This window comes from Deltaproteobacteria bacterium, assembly GCA_013151915.1.
Taxonomy (GTDB): domain Bacteria; phylum BMS3Abin14; class BMS3Abin14; order BMS3Abin14; family BMS3Abin14; genus BMS3ABIN14.
The window spans coordinates 26896-47097 of the sequence record JAADHJ010000032.1; the positions used below are offsets into that span (position 1 = coordinate 26896).

20 protein-coding genes are annotated in these 20202 nt (G+C 55.8%); 4 read left to right on the forward strand and 16 right to left on the reverse strand.

The genetic code is table 11. The features are described from left to right. The 15 genes from hypF to mtnP form a co-directional block, all read right to left on the reverse strand. Positions 1-2337: a carbamoyltransferase HypF gene (hypF, locus tag GXP52_06540; protein ID NOY86942.1), complete on the reverse strand. Its 2337-nt coding sequence runs from the start codon at positions 2335-2337 to the stop codon at positions 1-3. A 3-nt stretch (positions 2338-2340) separates the two neighbouring features. Next, positions 2341-2991: a hydrogenase nickel incorporation protein HypB gene (gene hypB, locus GXP52_06545; GenBank protein NOY86943.1), complete on the reverse strand. Its 651-nt coding sequence runs from the start codon at positions 2989-2991 to the stop codon at positions 2341-2343. A 42-nt stretch (positions 2992-3033) separates the two neighbouring features. Further along, positions 3034-3378 (reverse strand): hydrogenase maturation nickel metallochaperone HypA, encoded by a 345-nt coding sequence (gene hypA, locus GXP52_06550; protein NOY86944.1) that lies wholly within the window; start codon positions 3376-3378, stop codon positions 3034-3036. Between the two features lie 23 nt (positions 3379-3401). Continuing rightward, on the reverse strand, positions 3402-3950 hold the full coding sequence (locus GXP52_06555; protein NOY86945.1) for a hydrogenase maturation protease: 549 nt from the start codon (positions 3948-3950) through the stop codon (positions 3402-3404). A 35-nt stretch (positions 3951-3985) separates the two neighbouring features. Further along, positions 3986-4606: a hypothetical protein gene (locus GXP52_06560; GenBank protein ID NOY86946.1), complete on the reverse strand. Its 621-nt coding sequence runs from the start codon at positions 4604-4606 to the stop codon at positions 3986-3988. A 15-nt stretch (positions 4607-4621) separates the two neighbouring features. Next, positions 4622-6181, reverse strand: coding sequence for a nickel-dependent hydrogenase large subunit (locus GXP52_06565; GenBank protein NOY86947.1), 1560 nt, complete (start codon positions 6179-6181; stop codon positions 4622-4624). Next, entirely contained in the window at positions 6181-7239 is a 1059-nt protein-coding gene (locus GXP52_06570; protein NOY86948.1) for a hydrogenase small subunit, read from the reverse strand. Before GXP52_06570 ends, GXP52_06565 begins: the two co-directional genes overlap by 1 nt. Before the next feature lie 284 nt (positions 7240-7523). Next, positions 7524-8249: an rRNA pseudouridine synthase gene (locus GXP52_06575; GenBank protein ID NOY86949.1), complete on the reverse strand. Its 726-nt coding sequence runs from the start codon at positions 8247-8249 to the stop codon at positions 7524-7526. 83 nt (positions 8250-8332) lie between these two features. Beyond that, positions 8333-8881, reverse strand: a complete 549-nt coding sequence (scpB, locus tag GXP52_06580; GenBank protein ID NOY86950.1) for an SMC-Scp complex subunit ScpB — start codon at positions 8879-8881, stop codon at positions 8333-8335. Continuing rightward, positions 8874-9677: a segregation/condensation protein A gene (locus GXP52_06585; protein NOY86951.1), complete on the reverse strand. Its 804-nt coding sequence runs from the start codon at positions 9675-9677 to the stop codon at positions 8874-8876. The genes scpB and GXP52_06585 overlap by 8 nt, the downstream gene beginning before the upstream one ends. Before the next feature lie 3 nt (positions 9678-9680). Then, positions 9681-10700 carry a tryptophan--tRNA ligase gene (gene trpS, locus GXP52_06590; protein NOY86952.1) on the reverse strand — a complete coding sequence of 340 codons (1020 nt, stop codon included), beginning with the start codon at positions 10698-10700 and terminating at the stop codon, positions 9681-9683. A gap of 14 nt (positions 10701-10714) precedes the next feature. After that, positions 10715-11380, reverse strand: coding sequence for a site-2 protease family protein (locus GXP52_06595; protein NOY86953.1), 666 nt, complete (start codon positions 11378-11380; stop codon positions 10715-10717). A 164-nt stretch (positions 11381-11544) separates the two neighbouring features. Then, entirely contained in the window at positions 11545-14187 is a 2643-nt protein-coding gene (locus tag GXP52_06600; GenBank protein ID NOY86954.1) for a CBS domain-containing protein, read from the reverse strand. Positions 14188-14189: 2 nt separating this feature from the next. After that, entirely contained in the window at positions 14190-15080 is an 891-nt protein-coding gene (gene xerD, locus GXP52_06605) for a site-specific tyrosine recombinase XerD (protein NOY86955.1), read from the reverse strand. Positions 15081-15113: 33 nt separating this feature from the next. Then, positions 15114-15974, reverse strand: coding sequence for an S-methyl-5'-thioadenosine phosphorylase (gene mtnP, locus GXP52_06610; protein NOY86956.1), 861 nt, complete (start codon positions 15972-15974; stop codon positions 15114-15116). Between the two features lie 437 nt (positions 15975-16411). Between mtnP and GXP52_06615 the strand changes: the two genes are divergently transcribed. From GXP52_06615 to GXP52_06625, 3 genes are read left to right on the forward strand one after another with little or no spacing between them, the layout of a single operon-like run. Next, complete coding sequence (locus tag GXP52_06615; GenBank protein ID NOY86957.1) at positions 16412-16846, forward strand: PaaI family thioesterase; 435 nt, start codon at positions 16412-16414, stop codon at positions 16844-16846. Between the two features lies 1 nt (position 16847). Continuing rightward, a complete protein-coding gene (locus GXP52_06620; protein NOY86958.1) occupies positions 16848-17297 on the forward strand; it encodes a PaaI family thioesterase in 450 nt (149 codons plus the stop codon). Positions 17298-17299: 2 nt separating this feature from the next. Further along, positions 17300-17878 carry a QueT transporter family protein gene (locus tag GXP52_06625; GenBank protein ID NOY86959.1) on the forward strand — a complete coding sequence of 193 codons (579 nt, stop codon included), beginning with the start codon at positions 17300-17302 and terminating at the stop codon, positions 17876-17878. A gap of 137 nt (positions 17879-18015) precedes the next feature. On the opposite strand, the gene GXP52_06630 is transcribed toward GXP52_06625, so the two are convergent. Further along, positions 18016-18288, reverse strand: coding sequence for an HU family DNA-binding protein (locus GXP52_06630; GenBank protein NOY86960.1), 273 nt, complete (start codon positions 18286-18288; stop codon positions 18016-18018). Positions 18289-18508: 220 nt separating this feature from the next. Here GXP52_06630 and GXP52_06635 point away from each other — a divergent pair, with 220 nt between their 5' ends. Then, a complete protein-coding gene (locus tag GXP52_06635; protein NOY86961.1) occupies positions 18509-20029 on the forward strand; it encodes a cell wall metabolism sensor histidine kinase WalK in 1521 nt (506 codons plus the stop codon). The last annotated feature ends 173 nt before the right edge of the window (positions 20030-20202 follow it).

Here is a 20202-nt window from a genome sequence, read left to right on the forward strand (position 1 = left end):
CTAAACACCTTCCTGAAGCGCTCTGATGGCGAAAACCGCCTGGCCGAGGGAAATTCCACCGTCGTTGGTTGGGACTGTTCGATGCAGGATCGGCTTTTGGGACCGGCGGGAAAGCTCCTGCCGGATCATTTCGGAGAATACGACGTTCTGGAACACCCCGCCGGCCATAGGGAGCACCCCGGATCCCCTCTCCGGGGCCGTCAGGGCCTCTCCACAGCTCGAAAGGGCCTGTGCCAGGGCCACGGCAAGGGTCCTGTGAAACATCCCCCCTACCCTTTCCACCGGCTCCCGGTCCAGGCGAAGGTCCAGGGCGGCGTCGAAAGCGGGAAGCATGTCAATGGTTGCCATTCCATCCTGGTCGAACCCCACCGAAAACGGGAGAGTATCCTTAACCGAAGTATCCGTCAACATCTCCAGCTCGATGGCGGCCTGGCCCTCATAGCGCGAACGGAGGCAAACACCCAGCATGGCCGAGAAGGCGTCGAAGAGCCTGCCGCAGCTGGAGGTCATTATGCCATGGGTCCTCCTCTCGACGAAACCCGCTAGAACCTCCAGGTCGTTCTCCAGAATCCCGGGAAAAAGCACCGGCGCAAGCTTAATGGCCTCTTTCGGCCCCCGACACTCAACGAGGCAGGAAAGGGCCATCCGGTAGGGCTCCCGGATGGCCTGATCGCCGCCGGGCATCCAGACTGTTCTCAGGTGTCCAAGCCGGCGCATACGGGTTCCGTCGACCCAAAGTATCTCCCCCCCCCATATGGTTCCGTCCGTACCGTACCCGGTGCCGTCCAGGGCAAGGCCGAGGGCAGGTCCGTCCACCCCGTTTTCGGCCATGCAGCTGAGAATATGCGCCTGGTGATGTTGGACCCGATACACCGGAAGGTCCTCTCCCCATGGATTTTTCTCCCCCTCCTCAACCAGGCGGGAGGTCAGGTAATCAGGGTGCATGTCGCAGGCCACAGCCCTGGGCGAAACCTGGAGGATGTCCATAAGATGGGTGACCACCTCCCGGAGGAACAAAAGCGTCTCCATGTTCTTCAGATCCCCGAGATGCTGACCTATGAAGGCCTGGTTCCCCCTGGTCAGGCAAACCGTGCCCTTAAGTTCCGGCCCCAGGGCCAGCACCGGGTCCCCTGACATGGGCAGCGGGACGGGGGCAGGCACGAAACCCCTCGCCCGCCGGAGAACCACGGGACCTTTTGCCGGATCATCCCTGTTCGGCATGACGATGGAGTCATCGCATCTCAGGACGATTTCCCTGTCATGCATCAGGTAGATGTCCGCGATTCCCGAAAGCCGTCTTTGCGCCTCCTCGTTGTCGGCGGAAAGGGGTTCTTCAGCGATGTTGGCGCTGGTCATGACCAGGGCGTCGAACTCCTCCATCAGAACGGTATGAAGAGGGGTGTAGGGCAGCATGAGGCCGAAATAGCGGCTTTTCGGGGCCACCTCCGCAGCGATAGCCAGTCCGGGATCCGGGCGTTTGTTCAGCAGGACGATGGGGCTCTCCGTACTTGTCAGCAGGTCCTCCGATCCTTCTTTGAGAACGCAAAGCTTTCCGGCTGTCTCCATGTCCCTGACCATGACGGCAAAAGGCTTTTCCTCCCTCCCCTTAAGGGATCGGAGCCTCCTGACCGCCCCTCCGTTGAAGGGGTCAACAGCCAGATGGAAGCCACCAAGGCCTTTTATGGCCGCGATCCTTCCCTGCCTGATGGCCTTGACCGTGAGCCGCAGCGGGTCTCCGGACCGGCTGGAGCCATCCACCGGCCGGAATTGCAGTCGGGGACCGCACTCCTCGCACGCATTGGGCTGTGCGTGAAACCTCCTGTCGGCAGGGTCGTCATATTCAGCCCGGCACCGGGGGCACATGGTAAATCGGGCCATGGAGGTATTGGGGCGGTCATAGGGAATGGAGTTGATGATGGTATAGCGTGGGCCACAGTTTGTGCAGTTTATGAAGGGGTAGCCGTGGCGGCGGTCGTCAGGATCGAGGAGTTCCCTTCTGCAATCGGGGCAGATGGCGGTGTCCGGGGAGACGAGAACCTTTCTGTCCGGCCGGGCGATGCTGCCCCTGATGGTGAAATCCCTGTAGCCGGCGGGTGGGAGATGGCGGCCTGCTACCGAGGTGATGGCCGAAAGGGGCGGGGCCTCCCTCTCCAGGCGACCGGTGAACATTTCAACGCCCTCCCCGGGGCCTTCCACCTCGATGAGGACCCCGTCGGAGGTGTTGGTCACCCACCCGGTGAGGCCGATTTCCTCCGCCAGGCGGTATACGAAGGGTCTGAAACCGACCCCCTGGACGATCCCCTCGATCTCGATGCGGTATCTGGTTCGAATCCTCACGATTCATCCCGCGGCGAAGGATCTCACGAATTCCATCCACCCATCCAGGCCCTTCCCCGTGCGGCAGGACGTCTGGAGGATATTGATGGAGGGGTTCGCGGACCTGGCGTTCTCGATGACGGAATCCACGGAAAAATCTGTAAACGGCAGGAGGTCCATCTTGTTGATGACCATCAGATCGGACGTATGGAACATGGCGGGGTATTTCAGCGGCTTGTCGTCCCCTTCCGTGACGCTGATAATCGTCACCCTGGCCCCTTCCCCGAGGTCGAAGGCGGAAGGACATACCAGGTTTCCCACATTTTCGATGAAGAGAAGATCGAGGGCATCCAGGTCGAAATGGGCGAGAGCATCCCTGATCATGGCTGCCTCCAGGTGGCATGCGCCGCCGGTGTTGATCTGGTGGACCGGAACCCCGGTCATGGCGATACGCCGGGCGTCGTTTTCCGTCAGGATATCCCCCTCGATGACGCCGACGGCCAGTTCAGTGGACAGGGGTCCCAGGGTTTTTTCCAGGAGGGAGGTCTTGCCCGAGCCGGGGGAACTGACCATGTTGATGACGGACACACCAGAGGACCGGAACCGATCCCTGATCTCGGCGGCGATATGGTCGTTCCTGGTGAGGATTTTTTTCTTAAGCTTTATCGGGTCCATTGCCTGCCTCTTCCCCGTTGAACTTTGAACTTTGAACGTGCTTTATTCCACTTCAAAATCAAGTATATTCAACTCATCGCCCTCAAGCAGTTCCGTCTCGAGACCTCCGCAGGAAGGACAGCGGAGGAGATGGCCCTCACCCTCGAACTCCCCCGCGCATGGCGCGCATCTAATCCTCACGGGGACCCTCATGATGATGAGGTCCGCGTCCCGAGTTGCATCCTTCTCACCCCGGATGGCCTCGAAGCAGAACCTCAGACTTTCCGTTTCCACGCCGGACAGATCCCCTATCCTGAGACGGATGTTTATTACCCGACCGGCGCCGTGGTCTGACGCCTCCCTTTCCACGATGTCGAGGATCTCCATGGCGATGGAGAGTTCATGCACGATTCGTCTCTCCCGGGGGAAAATCAGGTGGGAAGCAGCGCCCGGTGGTCGGGACCGGGTTTTATGAATGGCGGTTTCAGGTAATGGCTGTATTCCGCGGGGTCGACCCCCGCGGCCTCGATCGCCAATTCCATAACCCTCGGCAGCTTGTCCAGTACGCGCGGCGACAGTTCCATGGACATGGACACTTCGGCCGGCTCGATGCCAATGATCGTGGTACGGGGCGGCTTCCGGAAGGCGCCCGTCAGGGAGATTACCTCCTCGATGCTGATCTGGTGCACCGATGTTTTATAGACGTCCGGAAAATGTTGGTAATCGTCGATATCAAAGCTGTAAATGGAAGCAGGCTCACCACCGCCTTTAACGCAATCGACGACGATGAGCCTGTCGGTTTCAAGAATGAGGTTGAACAGGCCGAATCCGTCGGTGCCTCCCTCGACGACCTCTATGTTATCGGGGAGCGGAAGTTCCACGAGGTTGACGGCGGCATGTACGCCGACCCCCTCGTCCCTTAACAGAAGGTTCCCTACCCCAAGGATCATCGTTTTGCAGGGATTCTGTGTTTCGGCCATCTCCTTTTCGGTCGCCGCCTTTCCCCGCCGCGAGGTCAGACTACCTCCTTCGGCTGCGCGGGTTCCACGGATTCTATCCCACAAAACATGAGCTTACACGATTTGAAGTCCTCGAACAGGACCAGGTAAACATGAACCATTGTGGTCACGATAAAGACCCACATGGTCAGGTAGTGGATCATGTGCATGTTGTTCAACCCGCCCACGGAATCCACCAGAGAGGCCCAGCCGGGCTTCATGTTCCAGAGCAGCGCAAAACCGGTAATCGCCTGGAAGATCAGGAGCAAAAACCAGAATACGTAGGTGGATTTCTGAAGTGTGTTGTATTTCGCCGTAGTGGGACGGCTCCTTCTCATGAACGTATAGTAGGCGAGCAGTTGAAAAAACTTGCCCCGGTTTTCTTTCCTGGGCAGAAAGTCCCCTATATCCCTGGCAGCGCCGAAAATGGACCAGTAGAAACGGGCCGCCAGATTGAGAACGATTATGAAACCGGCGTAGAAATGGATAACCCTGGCCGTGTGCATGCTGAGCCCGAGGAGGCTGAAGTTGGGCTTGTAGATGAAAAAGCCCGTGGCTATGAGGGCTATCATGGACAGGAGATGTACGAGATGCATAGCCCTTGCGGGAACGGGATGATCAGCTTTGGTTGCAGCCATCGGTACGCCCCCTTTCTACTCTACCCTGAATTTCAGGATCTCGTTGGTCCTGGGGTGGATAACGTGGACGGCGCACGCGAGGCATGGATCGAAGGACCGGATCACCCGAACAATGTTGATGGGGTTCTCCGGGTCGGGTATAGGAACACCGATGAGGGATTCCTCATACTGCCCCCGCTGCCCCTTCTCGTCCCTGGGTGAAGCGTTCCAGGTCGAGGGAACCACCGCCTGGTAGTTTGCGATCTTCTTATCCTTGATCCTGATCCAGTGCCCCAACGCCCCTCGAGGAGCCTCGTAAAAGCCGGAGCCTTCCGCTGACACGGGCGGCTCGTAATGGGCGGAATCGTGAATCCTGAAGCCCGGTTTGCCGGCAAGCTCAATAAGCTGCCCGAGCCAGACCTGCATCCTGTCGGCCATCATGACCGTTTCCAGCATCCTGGCGGCATGTCTCGCAACGGCTCCCGGTTTAACCCCATGGTTGGTAATAAGGCCCATCAGGTTAGGCTCCTTCATGATAAGCATGCGGGCCAGAGGACCGACCTCCATGGGCATATTCTCGTACCTGGGCGCTTTTACGAAGCTGTAGGCGTCCTTCTTGCCCAGATCGAAGATCTGTTCGCCATCGGATGGATGGACAGGCTCGTTGGGCTTATACCAGGCGTGCTTGACGGATTCTGTTATGAGTTTCTGGTCGAACGGTTCAACCTTGCCCAGATTCCCGTTCCTGATGACGCCCGGCTTGAGGAAAAGTGCCTTGCCGGTGGAATCCTCGGGGAACGCCCCGTAGGCCAGGTAGTTCAGATGTCCGCCGCCAATCCCGGCCTGCGCCAGGGGGAGGAGCGGTCCCGTGCCGAACAGAAGAACGTCCTTCATGTATACGTTCTTGATAAACGCGGTGACCTCTTCGAGCATGGTCTTGAATTTGATGATCAGATCGGCGTCGGGCATCTGTGTGATGCCTCCCACAACGATGCTCTGGTAGTGGGGCGCCCGGCCTCCGAAGATGGCCCCCATGTTCCTGGCCGTCACCTGAACCTTCAGCGCGTCGAGGTAGTGCTTTACGGCCATTGTAACGATCTCCGGATCGTTGACGGAGAACTGGTCGGGTTCATATCTGGGTGTTAGGGGATAGGTATCTCCCCTTTTTACCAGACCGACAATCTTATCCTTGACCGCCAGGAGCTCCTTGTCCGAGCCATTGTATCGGGCCACGGCCATGATATCCAGGTAATCAAGGGCGCTGAGCTGGTAGAAGTGGACAACATGGTCGTACAGGTACTCGGCTCCCATGACGAGGTTCCGGAGGATTCGTCCTCCGTCCGGTACTTCAGCTCCGAAGGCATCGTCCAAGGCGGCCACTGAGGCCATGGTGTGAACTGAAAAACACACGCCGCAAAAACGGCTGGTCACGTAGCTGGCGTCCCTTGGATCCTTACCGGTAAGAAGGGCCTCGAATCCCCGGGCCATGGTTCCGCTGCTCCATGCGTTTTTGACCTTTCCGTTTTCGACCTCGACCTCAATCTTCAGGTGTCCTTCAATACGGGTAATGGGGTCGACAACTATTCTCTGGCCCATCAGTTCTCACCTCCTTCTTCCTCCGGCCCACCCTTTCCGAGCCTCCCCGTCACGGCCTGACCGATGAAATGCCCCGCCAGACCCGCCGCCACAACGCCTCCCATTACCGCTCCCACGGTCTCTATTCTGAGTCCGGCGATCTCCTTCGTCTTGACGTAAAGGGGCGCCATGCCGGTGTAGAATTCAGGTTCGGCGCATCCCTGACACGGGGCGCTGGACCCGATACACCAATTGAGCCCATCGTTCCAGCGGCGTTTGGGACAGTCCGAATGGGTGAACGGCCCCTTGCAGCCCTGAAGGTACATACACCAGTTTCTCTGGGAAAACTCGTTCCAGTCGGTGAGGAACTCGCCGTTTTCGAAGTGGCCGCGCCTCTCGCAGTTGTCATGGATAAGCTTGTCGAAGAACATGACGGGCCTGCCCAGGCTGTCCATGGGGGGCGGCTTCCCGTAGAGGAGATAGTATACGATTGTCCCGACGAGGTGATCCGGGTGAACCGGACAGAGGGGGATGTTGATGAGGGGCTTTTTGGGAACGAGGCCCTTCTCCATGGCAGCGCCTATGCCCATGCCTTTGGACGGCGTGCCCGCGGGAATACCGCCGTAGGTGGCGCACGCTCCGATGGCGATTACAGCGGCGGCTTTGGCGGCCGATTCGCTGACGCTCTGGACGAAAGGCTCGCCGGCCACCTTACAGAACCGTTCGTCGGCCCCGGGAATGGACCCTTCAACGATGAGGACGTACCCTCCCTCCTTGATGGCTTCCCTTCGGGCCTGTTCAGCCTGATAGCCGGATGCGGCCATGATCGTCTCGTGGTACCTGAGCGAGATGGTATCAAGGATGATCTCGGCCGTTCCCGGGTTGGAAGAATTGATGAAGGAAATACTGCATCCGGCGCAGTCCTGGCCCTCCAGCCATACTACGGGCGGTTTCCTGGCCGCAGCCTCCATAGCTCTGGCGACCCTGGGTACGGCCGCCTCTGAAAGACCCAGCAACGATGCCGTGCCGGCGCAAAATTTGAGAAAATCACGTCTGCTTACGTTACCAAATAACGTCATCGAATCGACTCCCCCTTTCAGTGAACAATAACCCTACCTATAACAACACCAACCTACATTTTCTCAAAAGACAGGCCCACGAATAAGGTGAGCCGCTTTTGTGAATCCCAACTAAGTCCCCGCATACTATATGATTACCGGGTTTGAAGTCAAACCATAACTTATGAAAAATACTGTACTAATTCAGCCTGCAACATGATGTTCCTCTTTGATTGAATCTTATGACCCATCGAGAGCTGACGAACAGGGTAATCCCACTCAATTGAAAGGGGTTATTGGAATGTTCAGATGTAAAGGTTCCTGATTTCGGGCGGGGCCAGTTTGCGGAATGTTCCCGGCCTCATGCGCCCGGTCACTTCAATGGGACCGATGGCGATACGCATGATCCTGAGGACCGGGTGACCTACGGCGGCGGCCATACGCTTGATCTGGTTCTTTCTTCCTTCCCGTAAAGTTATCCTGATCCATGAATTTTTCCTGGATCCTTCCGATTTGATGATAGATACCCTGGCGGGAAGCGTTTTCCCGTCATCCAGATCCAGGCCGGTTTTCAGGCTCTTAATGGACTGGGGGCTTATTTTGCCCTTCAGCTTTACCAGGTATGTTTTAGGAACGTGGTTTTTCGGATGTGTCAGATGTAACGTGAGGGCGCCGTCATTTGTGAGGATGATAAGTCCCTCGGCGTCGTAATCCAGACGCCCGGCGCTGTGGAGGCCCTCCCGGAGGTCTTCGGGAAGAAGGTCGAAAACCGTCCTGCGTCCCTGCGGATCGTGCCTGGTGCATATTACGTTTTTAGGCTTGTATACCAGGTAGGTCCTCTTTTTCCCGGGACCTTTCAGAGGAACGCCGTCAATGGTGATGGAATCGGACCGCGGATCGACCATGAACCCCATGGTCGTAACGGTCTGATCGTTGACTACGACCTTCCCCTCGGCGATCATCTTTTCAGCCGCACGCCTCGAAGCGATTCCCGCATCGGCAATAGCCTTATGAAGACGTATCTTATCCACGTTGACTCTATTATTGCCTTTTTATTTGGGGTTCATCCTGGTAATGAGTGCCTGGATGAAGACCTGAAGGTTGAAAAGCTGACTTAACTTTCCCTCTCAGGTGAACCGATTTCCCCGAGGTCCGCGATCTCCTCAAGGCTGGGCAGTGATTCGATATCCCTGAGTTCAAAGTACTCAAGAAATTCCCTCGTTGTTCCGTAGAGCATGGGCCGTCCGGGGGACTCCTTTCTTCCAAGAATACGGATCATCCCCTGGACCAGAAGAGTCTTCATGACGGCCCCCGAGTCGACGCCACGTATGTTCTCGATCTCCGACCTCGTTACGGGTTGCCTGTACGCCACGATGGCCAGTGCCTCGAGGCTCAACCTGGACAGGCGCCTCCTCGGCCGAGACTGATACATCGCGCTGATCTGCCTGGAAAATTCCGGTTTCGTCCTTATCTGAAATCCTCCGGCAACCTCTTTTAATGCTATTCCCCTTCCCTGGGCATCGTACTCCCCGGCGAGCGCCAGAAGCGCTTCCCGGACGGTCCTGTCGGGAAGCCCCGTAACATCCTGGAGGACATCCACGGGCACGGGTTTGGACGATGCGAACAGTAGGGCCTCTATGAGAGCTTTTCCGTTTTTATCCATCATCGACCTGCTTCCTCGGGTTTTCCCGCCCTGAACCGTTGGGATCATCTGGGACCCGGATCAGCCTGAGCGGGGCATGCCGGTCCTTCTGGACCGGCTGAAGCCATCCCCTTTTGATGAGTTCCAGAACTGCCAGGAAGATGGTGACGATCCTCCTTCTGCCGGCATTCATTTCAAACAGATCCACAAACCTGGCGCTGCTCCTTTCCGAGAGGAGGGCTTCAATGTGTCCTATACCGTCCTCGACGGTGAAGCGCTCCCTGGTAACCTCATGGGGTTTCCTCTTTTCGGCCTCGGTGAGGACCCTGCTGAAGGCATCCATGAGCTGGAACATATTAGCCTCGATGAACCTTGCCTCACCTTCAGCGGAGATCTTTTCCTCGGGTCTCGAGAAGACATCCATGCCCAGAAACGGACGGGCCGAGAACTCCTCCGCGGCCCTCTTGTACTTCTGGTATTCGATGAGCCTCCGGACCAACTCCTCCCTGGGGTCCTCCTTTTCTTCCTCACCCTCCTCCTCTTCAAAGGGCAGGAGCATCCGGGATTTCAGGTGAATAAGGGTGGACGCCATTACGAGGAACTCGCTGGCGACGTCAAGGTCAAGTTCCCTCATCAGGTCCAGGTATTCAACATATTGGCTGGTGATCCGGGCGACGGGGATATCATAGATATCCACCTCATTTTTCTTGATGAGGTGCAGGAGGAGATCCAGGGGCCCTTGAAAGTTGTCCAGTTCGATGCGATAGTCGTCCAGTGAACCGGTATCGAAGTCCCTGAGAAACCCATCGGAAGTCATGGGTTATCCCTTCAGGCCCCCTGCGGGCAGGGGATAAAGCTGAATTGCCTTCCTGACGGCGTCCATGGTCCTCCCGCACTCCATCCGGGCCTTTTTGCTCCCATCGGCAAGGATCTCCCCAACGAGGCCGGGTTTATCCTCGTAAATCCTTCTTTTCTCGCGAAGCGGACCGAGGATCCTCTCCATCTCCCCGTAAAGGATCTTTTTGCAGTCGATGCACCCGATAGAGGCCTTCCGACACCCCTCGGCCGCCTCATCCCGTAGGTTCTCAGGGGTAAAAAAAGTGTGGAGCTCGAACACGGGGCATTTCTCAGGATCTCCCGGATCGGTTCTTCTGACCCTCGCCGGATCCGTGACCATGGGACGGAGCTTGTCCCAAACCACCTCCGCCGCATCCTTCAGGAAGATGGCGTTGCCGTAGCTCTTGCTCATCTTTCTCCCATCGGTTCCGGGGACCTTGGGAGCCTCCGTCAGCAGGTGCAGGGGCTCGGGAAAGATCTCTTTCCCGCCGGGGGCATACATATTGTTGAAACGCCTCACGATTTCCCGTGACAGCTCCAGGTGAGGAAGCTGATCGATACCTACGGGGACGAAGTTGGCCCTGTAGATGATGATGTCGGACGTCTGGAGGAGCGGGTACCCCAGAAAACCGAGGGTGGAGAGGTCCTTGTGGGAGAGCTGCCGACGGGTCTCCTTATAGGACGGCACCCTTTCGAGCCACGAAAGGGGCGTTATCATGGAGAGCAGGACGAAAAGTTCCGCGTGCTCCAGGATGGCCGACTGGAGGAAAAGAGTCGAGCGCTCCGGATCGAGGCCGACGCTTAGCCAATCCATGACGATGTCGAGTGTGAACTCCTCGATCGAGGCCGGATCGTCGTACATGGTGGAAAGAGCATGCCAGTCGGCGACAAAATAGAAACACTCGTACTCATTCTGGAGATCGATCCAATTGCTCAGCGCTCCCAGGTAGTGCCCGATGTGCAGCGGTCCCGTGGGCCGCATGCCGGAGAGAACCCGTTTCATTCGATGACCTCCATTCAGATTCCGAATATGGCGCGGATCATCAGGTAGATCACGCGGTAGAAAGGAACGATGATCTGATTGAGTACCCCTGTGAAAAGGAGCGCCAGGAGGATGATCCACCCGTAGCTCGCCATACGGGAATAGGCCATGGCCTGTTGGGCAGGGAGGAGGCCCTCGAGTATATGGCTCCCGTCCAGAGGGTGAATGGGAAGAAGGTTGAATACCCCAAGGTAGATGGATATCTTGATGCCGACAATCAACATGCCGGCCAGCGGTCCCAAGACGGGCGAGTTCCAGACGGCGTTTGCCCCCGGGAACCAGAGCATAATTCTGAACAGGAACGCGAACACCATGGCGAGGAGCAGGTTGCTCGCCGGGCCGGCAAGGGAGACACTCACCATGTCTTTCCGGGGAGACTTGAAATTGAAGGAGTTGACCGGGACGGGCTTGGCCCACCCGAAGATTATTCCCGTCCCGGACATGGCCAGTATAAGGGGGAAGAGGACGGACCCGATGGGGTCGAGGTGCCTGATGGGATTAAGGGTGATCCTCCCCATGAGCCGCGCCGTGTGATCCCCCTTGCGGTAGGCTATGTAGCCATGGGCCACCTCGTGGACAGTTATGGCCAGGAGAAACGGCGGAAGACTGATGATGTAGGGCAAAAGTTGTCTGGCGGTCATTATGGATGCCTCTTGATCAGCGTGAAAGTCATCAACGCGCCGCGAATGGACTTTTTACGTCCTTATCAATGTCAAACCGGATGGCTTTTCTGAGTAACACGCGGTCGGCGCCGGGTCAAGCCTTGCCTGACGAAGGTTTGACCCTGACCATCGAGGCACATCGTTTACTTGAGAGGAAAATGACTTCTCACCCACTCCTTCTCCTCCGCCAGGGTTTTAACCTCACCGTCCACCCTGGCGTCCTGTGCCGCCTGCAGGATACTTTTGAAAATCGGTCCGGACTCATATCCCATGTCCTGCAATACCTTCCCGTCCAGCTCGCTTTTCAAGGTTCGAAGCCGGGAAAGGTAGAGGGATACCGCCCTGGCGGTTCCCTCCCTTCGAGTCAGAGCCATGATGACGAGGAGGTCCTCCGTATTCAGATTGGCCAGAAGGCGTGCGATCCTGCTGTGTCGGATACTGGATTCATCTTCCCTGGCAAGCGCTTTGAGGGTGGATGTTATCTTCATCCACCTTTCCCTGAAAGTGTCCTGCCGATGTCCCTCAATCTGAAATACCTTCATGATCCCGTCCCTGTCCGCCGGTGGTCTGAGCAGAAGAATCGTGTTGAAGTAGATGTCGGAGATATCGGGTTCCTCATCCAGGTAGAGATATTTAAACCAGGTGTGGATCTTCTCCACCTGCTCGAAGTTTTCACTGATTTTACGGTCGAATACCAGCGCGGGATGGATGGCGGAAAGGATTCCAAGCCGGTTCATCCTTTCAAAGGCCCTTTCCGGCCGGCCTTCCCTGAGGATTGCCATCAGTTCGGAAAATATCCGATGTCCCTGTGCCCTGGATAGATACCCCCTCCTGACCGCTCCTTTCAGAAGATACTGGGTGTGTTTTCCGATCTTGAATCCAAACTTCTGCTCAAATCGTACGGCTCTGATGACCCTCGTCGGGTCATCGACGAAGCTGAGGTTATGAAGGATGCGGATCGTTCTCTCCTTGAGGTCGCGCTGTCCGCCGAAAAAATCCACAACCTGTCCGAACGACCCGGGATTGAGTCTGATGGCCAGCGCGTTGATGGAAAAATCGCGCCGGTAAAGATCCAGTTTGATGGAACCCCTCTCCACCATGGGGTAGGCGCCGGGAAATTCGTAGTACTCCGTGCGGGCGGTGGCGACGTCCATCTTGAAGCCCCCTTCCATGATTAAGACCGCGGTCTTGAACTTCCTGTGGGTCCTTATCCTCGCCTTCAGCCGTCTGGCAAGTCTGCGCCCGAATTCGATCCCGTCGCCCTCCACCACCAGGTCCACATCGTGGTTCCGGTTCCGAAGGATGATGTCGCGAACAAGGCCCCCGACCAGATATGTTCTGAAACCCATGGACTTTGAAATTTCTCCGGCTGTAACCAGGATCTTAAGGGTCCCGGCCGTTAAAGTCTCCTTCATGAGTTCACGGATGTTCCTGCCCCTCTCCGCTTTTGCGGCCTCGATCCCTTTGAAATCCTCGTAGGCACGTGTCTTTTTGAAATCCTCGTGCATGGCTTCCAGCAGATCGGTTCTCGTGATGACGCCTATGACCTTCCGTCCATCCATTACGGGCAGCATCCGCTGATGCTTTTCGATAATGTATTCCTGGACGAGTTCGAGCGGAGCGTCCTCTCCCACCCACTGGAATTCAGTAAGCATGTATTCCCTGACGGGCGATTCGGACAGGTGATGCAGAATGGCCCTTTCCACCACACCTCTGGTAATTATCCCCTCCAGGTTGCCATCCATGCCGTTCACCGGAAGGGAATTGATATTGAACCTCGACATCGTTTCCGCGGCCTGGGAGATAGGTGTATCGAGGGCGATGTCCAGCACCGGGGATGACATGATGGCACCGGCATTGAACTTCTCGCCGATCATCCGGGACAGAATCTTCAACAGTTCCTCTCTGACCTGAACCAGGGTCAGTTCTCTGACGGTTGCGGAAGCGGCGGTGGGATGCCCTCCTCCGCCGAACTCCTCGGCGATCTTCCCGACATCAACCTCCGGGACCCTGCTCCTGCAGACAAGAACAACCCGTTCCTCCATCCTGGCCAGGGTGAAAAGAACATCGAGTTTTTCCATTTCCATTATCTGATGTACGAGGAGAGCCAGTTCTCCCAGGTATTCCTCAGAGGTCCCCACCGTGATTGCCACGTGCAGGCCGTGGATATCGTGGATCTCGAGGGAATTAAGGAGATCGTTTAAGAGCTGCACCTGCTTTGCGTCCAGATCCCTCCTTATGGAGGACGACACGAGATCGAGCCTGGCCCCCTTCTCCAGGAGGAAGGCCACTGCATGGAGGTCCCTGGGAGTGGTTGATGAAAAGGTCAATAACCCCGTGTCCTCATAGATTCCATGGGCCATGACGGTTGCTTCCGCGGGGGTGATTCTTATCCTTTTCCTTCTGATCTGTTCAACCAGCAGGGTTGTCGTCGCTCCAACGTCGTCAAGGACCTCGATTTTCCCGGAGTAGTCCCGATTGGTGCCGGGGTGGTGATCGTAGATAATCAGTTCCATGTCCCCTCTTCCGGCCACCGCGTCAAGAGGTCCAAGCCTTCCCCGGATCTTGATGTCCACCAGTATCATCCTGGTGACAGAGTCAAGATCAATATCCTTGATCCGGTGGAAGGTGATCCCGGGAGGGGGTGTTTTGGCCAGGTATTCCCTGAGGTTCTTCTCCTGAGAACCCGGGAACACCATCAGGGCGTCCGGATAGAGCTTCTTCGCTGCTACCATTGAGGCCATGGCGTCGAAGTCGGCATTCAGATGGGTGGTTATTATTTCCATCCCTATCCCCTCGGATGGAATCGACGGTGCATCTCACGAAGATGTTCGCGGGATACATGGGTGTAGATCTGGGTCGTGACTATACTGGCGTGGCCAAGCAGGATCTGGACGCTTCTCAGATCCGCCCCGCCCTCCAGCATGTGGGTGGCAAAGCTGTGGCGGAAGGTGTGCGGTGATATCGCCGTGGTCAGGCCGGCCGTCTGAGCGTATGCCTTGACCTTCTGCCAGACGGCCTGCCGGCTTATTGCGCCGCGGCCGCCACGACCCGGGAAGAGGAACGGTGAAAGGTTCTTTTTCAGGAGGTCGGGACGGACCTCCAAACGGTACTTCTGCAGCCAAAGGATGGCAACCGCTCCCAAGGGAGCCAGCCTTTCCCTGGACCCTTTCCCGGTCACCCTGACATAACCGGCATCAAAGCTTATTTCCTCATCCTTGATCCGGGTCAGTTCGGAAACCCTTAGGCCGGCGGCATAAAGGGTTTCGAGTATGGCCCGGTCCCGGATACCGGAACCCGTCGTTGTGTCAGGTTGATTGAGAAGGTTCTCCACATCCCGGATGCTCAGGACCCCGGGGAGGTGCCTGGGAACCTGCATGGCGCCCATATTTTCAGTGGGGTTGGCCTCGGAGGCCCCTTCCGCCACGAGATGTCTGTGAAACCCGCGAATGGAGACGACCATTCTCCGTATGCTTCGGGGTGAACGGCCTGACCGGCGCATTTCGGAAATGAAGGACATTACGTCCCCTGAACGCACCTTTCCCGGCTCGATGACATCCCGGCCTTTCAGAAATCCGGCATAGGATTGAAGATCGTGGCGATAGGCCGAAAGGGTATTATCCGACAGACCTTTCTCTATGAGAAGATAATCCAGGTAAGTGTCGATGTATGGCTGCATATCTCTTCAACCTCACCTTGGCTGGTTCCGCCATCAAACATACTTCCCGATAATAGGCCGCAGTTCGGCCTTTGTCTCCTCGGAAATTGCTGCGGGATCGGTTACAATGGCAAACCTGAGCGATTCCGAACATCCGCACGGGACCTTTTCAGAAATCGTTCTCGACACCCGGACCAGCACCCTTCTGGCTGCCTCCACGTTCCGGTGCATGACCTGAAGGATCGCCTCCACGGAAACATCCTCCTCCGTCTCATGCCAGCAGTCGTAGTCTGTCGCAAGGGCCAGGGTCGCGTAACAGACCCCGGCCTCCCGTGCAAGCTTCGCCTCCGGAATATTCGTCATCCCTATGATATCCACCCCCCACGACCGATAGAGGAGAGACTCGGCCCGTGTGGAAAATTGGGGGCCCTCCATGCACAGGTAGGTCCCTCCACGGTGAACCGCCTCACCGTCATCCGCAACGCAGGTGAAAAGTATGTCTGCGAGAGGATGACAGACAGGGTCGGCGAAAGCCACGTGAGCGACAATCCCCTTCCCGAAGAACGTGGAGGGCCGCCCTCTGGTTCTGTCAATAAACTGAAAGGGAACAACCATGTCGCCCGGCTTAATCTCCTCCTTCATGCTGCCGACGGCCGAAACGGAGATGATAGTGTCCACTCCGAGGGCCTTAAGAGCGAAGATGTTGGCCCGATAGTTGATCTCGGATGGAAGGATGCGGTGCCCTTTGCCGTGACGGGGCAAAAATGCCATCCTCACCCCGTTAAGCACCCCAGTAATAATATCATCCGACGGGTTTCCGAAAGGCGTCGAAATCTGTCTGGATTCAATACCGGTCAGCCCCTCCATTTCGTATAGGCCGCTGCCGCCGATAATGCCAAGATATTTGTCCATCATTCTCCTCCGATAATAAGGTTCATCCGGTTCTTATATTATTATTTTGCTGTCATTGCGAGGAGCATCGAGTGAGACGAGAGTGACGCGGCAATCCCGTGCGGAGCTGAAAAGCTCGTCACGGCGCCCTCCGGCCGCTATGGGATCGCTTCGCATGGGTTACACGATGACGAATGGTGGGGTATGATCCACTCCACATCCAGGTACTCGTTTCCCGGATGATCCAAAAAGTATAGCCTGAATAAGTAAGGTTCTCCACCCCTACCCCAGGATATGCGTTCTACGCACATCCTGCTTGGTGGACTTTTCGCAAGTCCATCAATAATGAGTTGCTGATTTTCAGGGTGAATTTATGTTAACGTTTCCGCATTGTCAAAGCGACAGTAAAAAGCATAAACGTACAAGGGCGCTGTATGGTTCCGGTGCGGAGGGAGAATATCATGGAACAGGTGCTTTTCGATGGATGCTTCGTATGCGGACCGGACACCAGGTGCGGTTTAAAGGCAACCTTTAAAAACCTCCCCGGCGGGGAGGTTGAGGGTGTATTTACCCCCGATGAACAGCATAGTGGATATGAAGGTGTCGTCCATACAGGCGTTATAGTGGGATTTCTTGACGAAACGATGGGCCGTGTCTGTTTTTCCATGGACAAGTACTACCTGACCCAATCCCTTAACGTTACCTTCAAGTGCGCAGCATCATCAAACATCCGCCTCCGTGCATTCGCGAAGCTCAGGAGGTCAACCAGAAGGCATTTTACCGCTGAGGGAAAGGTGTTCGGTCCGTCTGGAGAAGTCATCGCCGAGGCGGAGGGCAGGTTCGTTCTCATGGACGGTGCCGTTGTAAAGAAAATCGCCAAGGACATGGAGATATAAAATGGAGCAGGTTTCTTTCGATGGTTGTTTCGTATGCGGCCCGGACAATCGATGTGGTCTTAACGCTACCTTCCGGACCCTTGAAAATGGCGAGGTGGAGGGCATTTTTACTCCAAAAGACGTTCATTGCGGTTACGGGGACATAGTTCATGGGGGCGTTATCATGGGATTCCTCGACGAGACCCTGGGGCGCCTGTCTTTCCAGAAGGATCGTCTGTTCCTTACACACACCCTGGAGGTGTCGTTTCGCCGGGCGGCATCCCCGGATGTACCGTTGAAAGCCGTTGCACGCCTTAAGGAGTGGAAGAAAAGGCAGTTTATCACCGAAGGCACGATCTTTGATCCGGATGGCGAGGTGATCGCTACCGCAAAGGGCCGCTTCCTGGTCATGAGTGAAAAGATGGAAAGGGATCTTTTGCCCGAGGCAAGACGGCTTAAGGAGGAACTTTAGATTTGCAGGCGCACAGGCTTTCCCGCCTTTCCCTTGTGGCTGCCCTTTATGTTGTCCTGACCTACCTGGCCAACATTCTCGGACCGGGGTTGAACCTCGGTTACGGTCCCATCCAGATCCGCATATCTGAAGGCCTGGCCATGTTGGCCCTCTTCGATCCACTCATGCCCCTTGCTCTTTACGCCGGCTGCCTGATCGCCAACGTCATCGGTGGGCTGGGCCTCCCGGATATCATCTTCGGTCCCCTCCTGACCCTTGCGGCGGGATATGCCACATGGGCCACCCGCCGCATCCCGGTGGTACCCTTTGTCCCTCCCATCCTTTTCAACGCTTTGGGGGTGGCCGGCTACCTTTACTTCCTCCTGGGAATCGATTTCGGCTTTGCCCCTGTTCACGGAACCGGAGCTGGAACCTGGATTATCAATCTGGCCGCTTCCCACCCATACTGGGCCATGGTGTTCTCCATCGGGGTCGGTCAGACAATCTCGGTTGTTCTCTTCGGGCTGCTCTTCATGAAGATCTGGAAGCGGTCCGGCGGTCTGACTTCCGACGGCGGAATGAAACGGCTGAACGAACGATAGAACAGATCCAAATAACAACGTTCAACGTCCAAGTAATAATGTTCAACGTTCAACGTTCAACGTGAAACAGCAGACGCACCACAAAAAAGCCGGCCAAAAGGCCGGCTTGAATCAAACACAAGGAGAAAGATGAAGTACTACTTGATGGCGTCCTTCAGGCCCTTGCCGGGCTTGAACCTTGGAACTTTGGAGGCCGGGATGTCAATCGTGGCGCCGGTCCTGGGATTTCGCCCCGTCCTTGCAGCACGGTAGCTTACACTGAAAGTTCCAAAACCGACCAGAGAAACCTTCTCTCCGGCTTTCAGGGTTTCCCCAACCCCATCAACAAAAGCATTAAGAGCCCTTTCAGCTGCTGCTTTGCTAATCCCGGCGTCGGCCGCAATCTTGGCAATCAGATCACTTCTATTCATCTTTCCCTCCTCCTGGTCAATGGTCAACTGGTCCAAATAAAAAGGCAGGTTTAATATCCTAGTAGAAATTGAGATAACAGATGAACCATGCCGTGTCAAGGGCAATCAGGTCACAGCCCGCATAAATATGAGGTTTCCGGGGGAATAACGCTTGAAACGGAGAACGGATAAGAGTAAGATTTCACATACCGTATTATGGTCTCTTTTGCTTAGGAAAAAAATGCCTTTCAGAAATGTCCCCCATAAAAAGCAGATTCTTTTTTCCCTTTTCCTTTTCTTTATAGCCGCTCTCGTATTGACAGCGAGCGATTATATGGCGGCGCAGAAGACCATAATGAAGGAATATGGGGAATATGCAGGGAAAATCGCGGATTACCTCAGCGGCATGCTGCCGGTTCACTCATCCTCCGACGCAGGTGTTTTCTTGCCGGCGGAAAGCTTCCCCGCCTATGGCGAGAAAATACGGAATGTCATTTCAAGCTTTCATCTGGACAACGTAAATGTCTATTCCGTTGACAGAAAGCTCCTCTTCTCCCTGGATTCCGAAATGATCGGAAAAACTGTTGAAAAATACCCGGCGTTGGACCAGGCCATTGAAGGGGTTGGGTCTTCCCGTGTGGCCACACCCTCCTATCACCAACAGGCCTACGGACGCGACTTAGACCACCCATTGCTCGAAACCTACATTCCGATTCATGATCGCACCACCGGGAAAATCCTCGGTGTGTTCGAGATATACCAGGACTACCGTCCCATGAGGTCCCACGTCAGAAAGGAGACTCTTCGATCGAGCATCGCCCACAACATCCTCCTTGGGGTCTTTGTCCTACTCTTTTTCAGTTACGGGCGAACCACCTCCCGAATACTGGAGGGTGAACGGGTTGAAATGATCAATGATCTTGAAGACCGCATTAAGGAGAGGACCCTCGAATTGACGGTGTCAAAGAAAAAAATCGATGATCTGCTCGAACGGACAGCCCGGATGTATAGGGAACTGAAAATTGCAGACGAATACCAGAAAAATTTTATCGGTCTGGTCAGCCATGAATTAAGGACCCCTCTCACCGTTATCAAGGGTTACCTTTCTCTACTCGAAGAAGGGGTATTGAAACCGGGCCATCCCGAGACCATGGCGGCTTTGGAGACCAGCCTGGATGAAGTCGGAAACCTTGAGTCGATCGTAAACAACATCATTGAGCTGTCCCAGCTTGATAAGAATGTACAACAGATCTTCAGGGAAGAGATTGAAGTCAAGGCCCTTCTGGACGAGGCAGTCTCATCGGTAGCGAAAGAGATCAAGAACCAGGGAGTTGAAGCCGTTATCAGCGTTCCGCCCGAAGCTGGAGTGGTCCATTCCGACCGTATGAAAGTCCTTCAGGTTCTCAATCAGCTTGTCTCAAACGCCGTTAAATTTTCAAAAAGCGGCGGGAAGATCACCATCACAGCCGCTCCAAGCCACCGAGGTCTGCTCCTTTCGGTAAGTGATGAAGGCGTGGGGATACCCGAATCCCAGCTGAAGGAGATTTTCAATCGCTTTTATCAGGTGGATATCACCATGACAAGGAACTATGAGGGATCAGGTCTGGGATTGGCCATCGTCCGTAAAGTAACGGGGCTTCTCGGAGGAAGGGTCTGGGTTGACAGCCAGGAAGGGATTGGCAGCACGTTTTTCTTCGAGATACCCGAGATGAAAAAAGGGGAAACGGCTGAAATGGAACCGTTCCCCCCGACTGTTGACTGACAATCACTTCCAAAGCTGATTTACCACCGCGCGACTCAGGCCGGGGGAGTCCAGAGTTGAGAGTCCAGAGTCCAGAGGGACGCGGTCAGAACATAAGGTAACACTTCATTACCCCAATACTTCCATACCTCGACACGCCCTTACTCTCCGCGTTCGTTTTTCTTCTCTCTGGA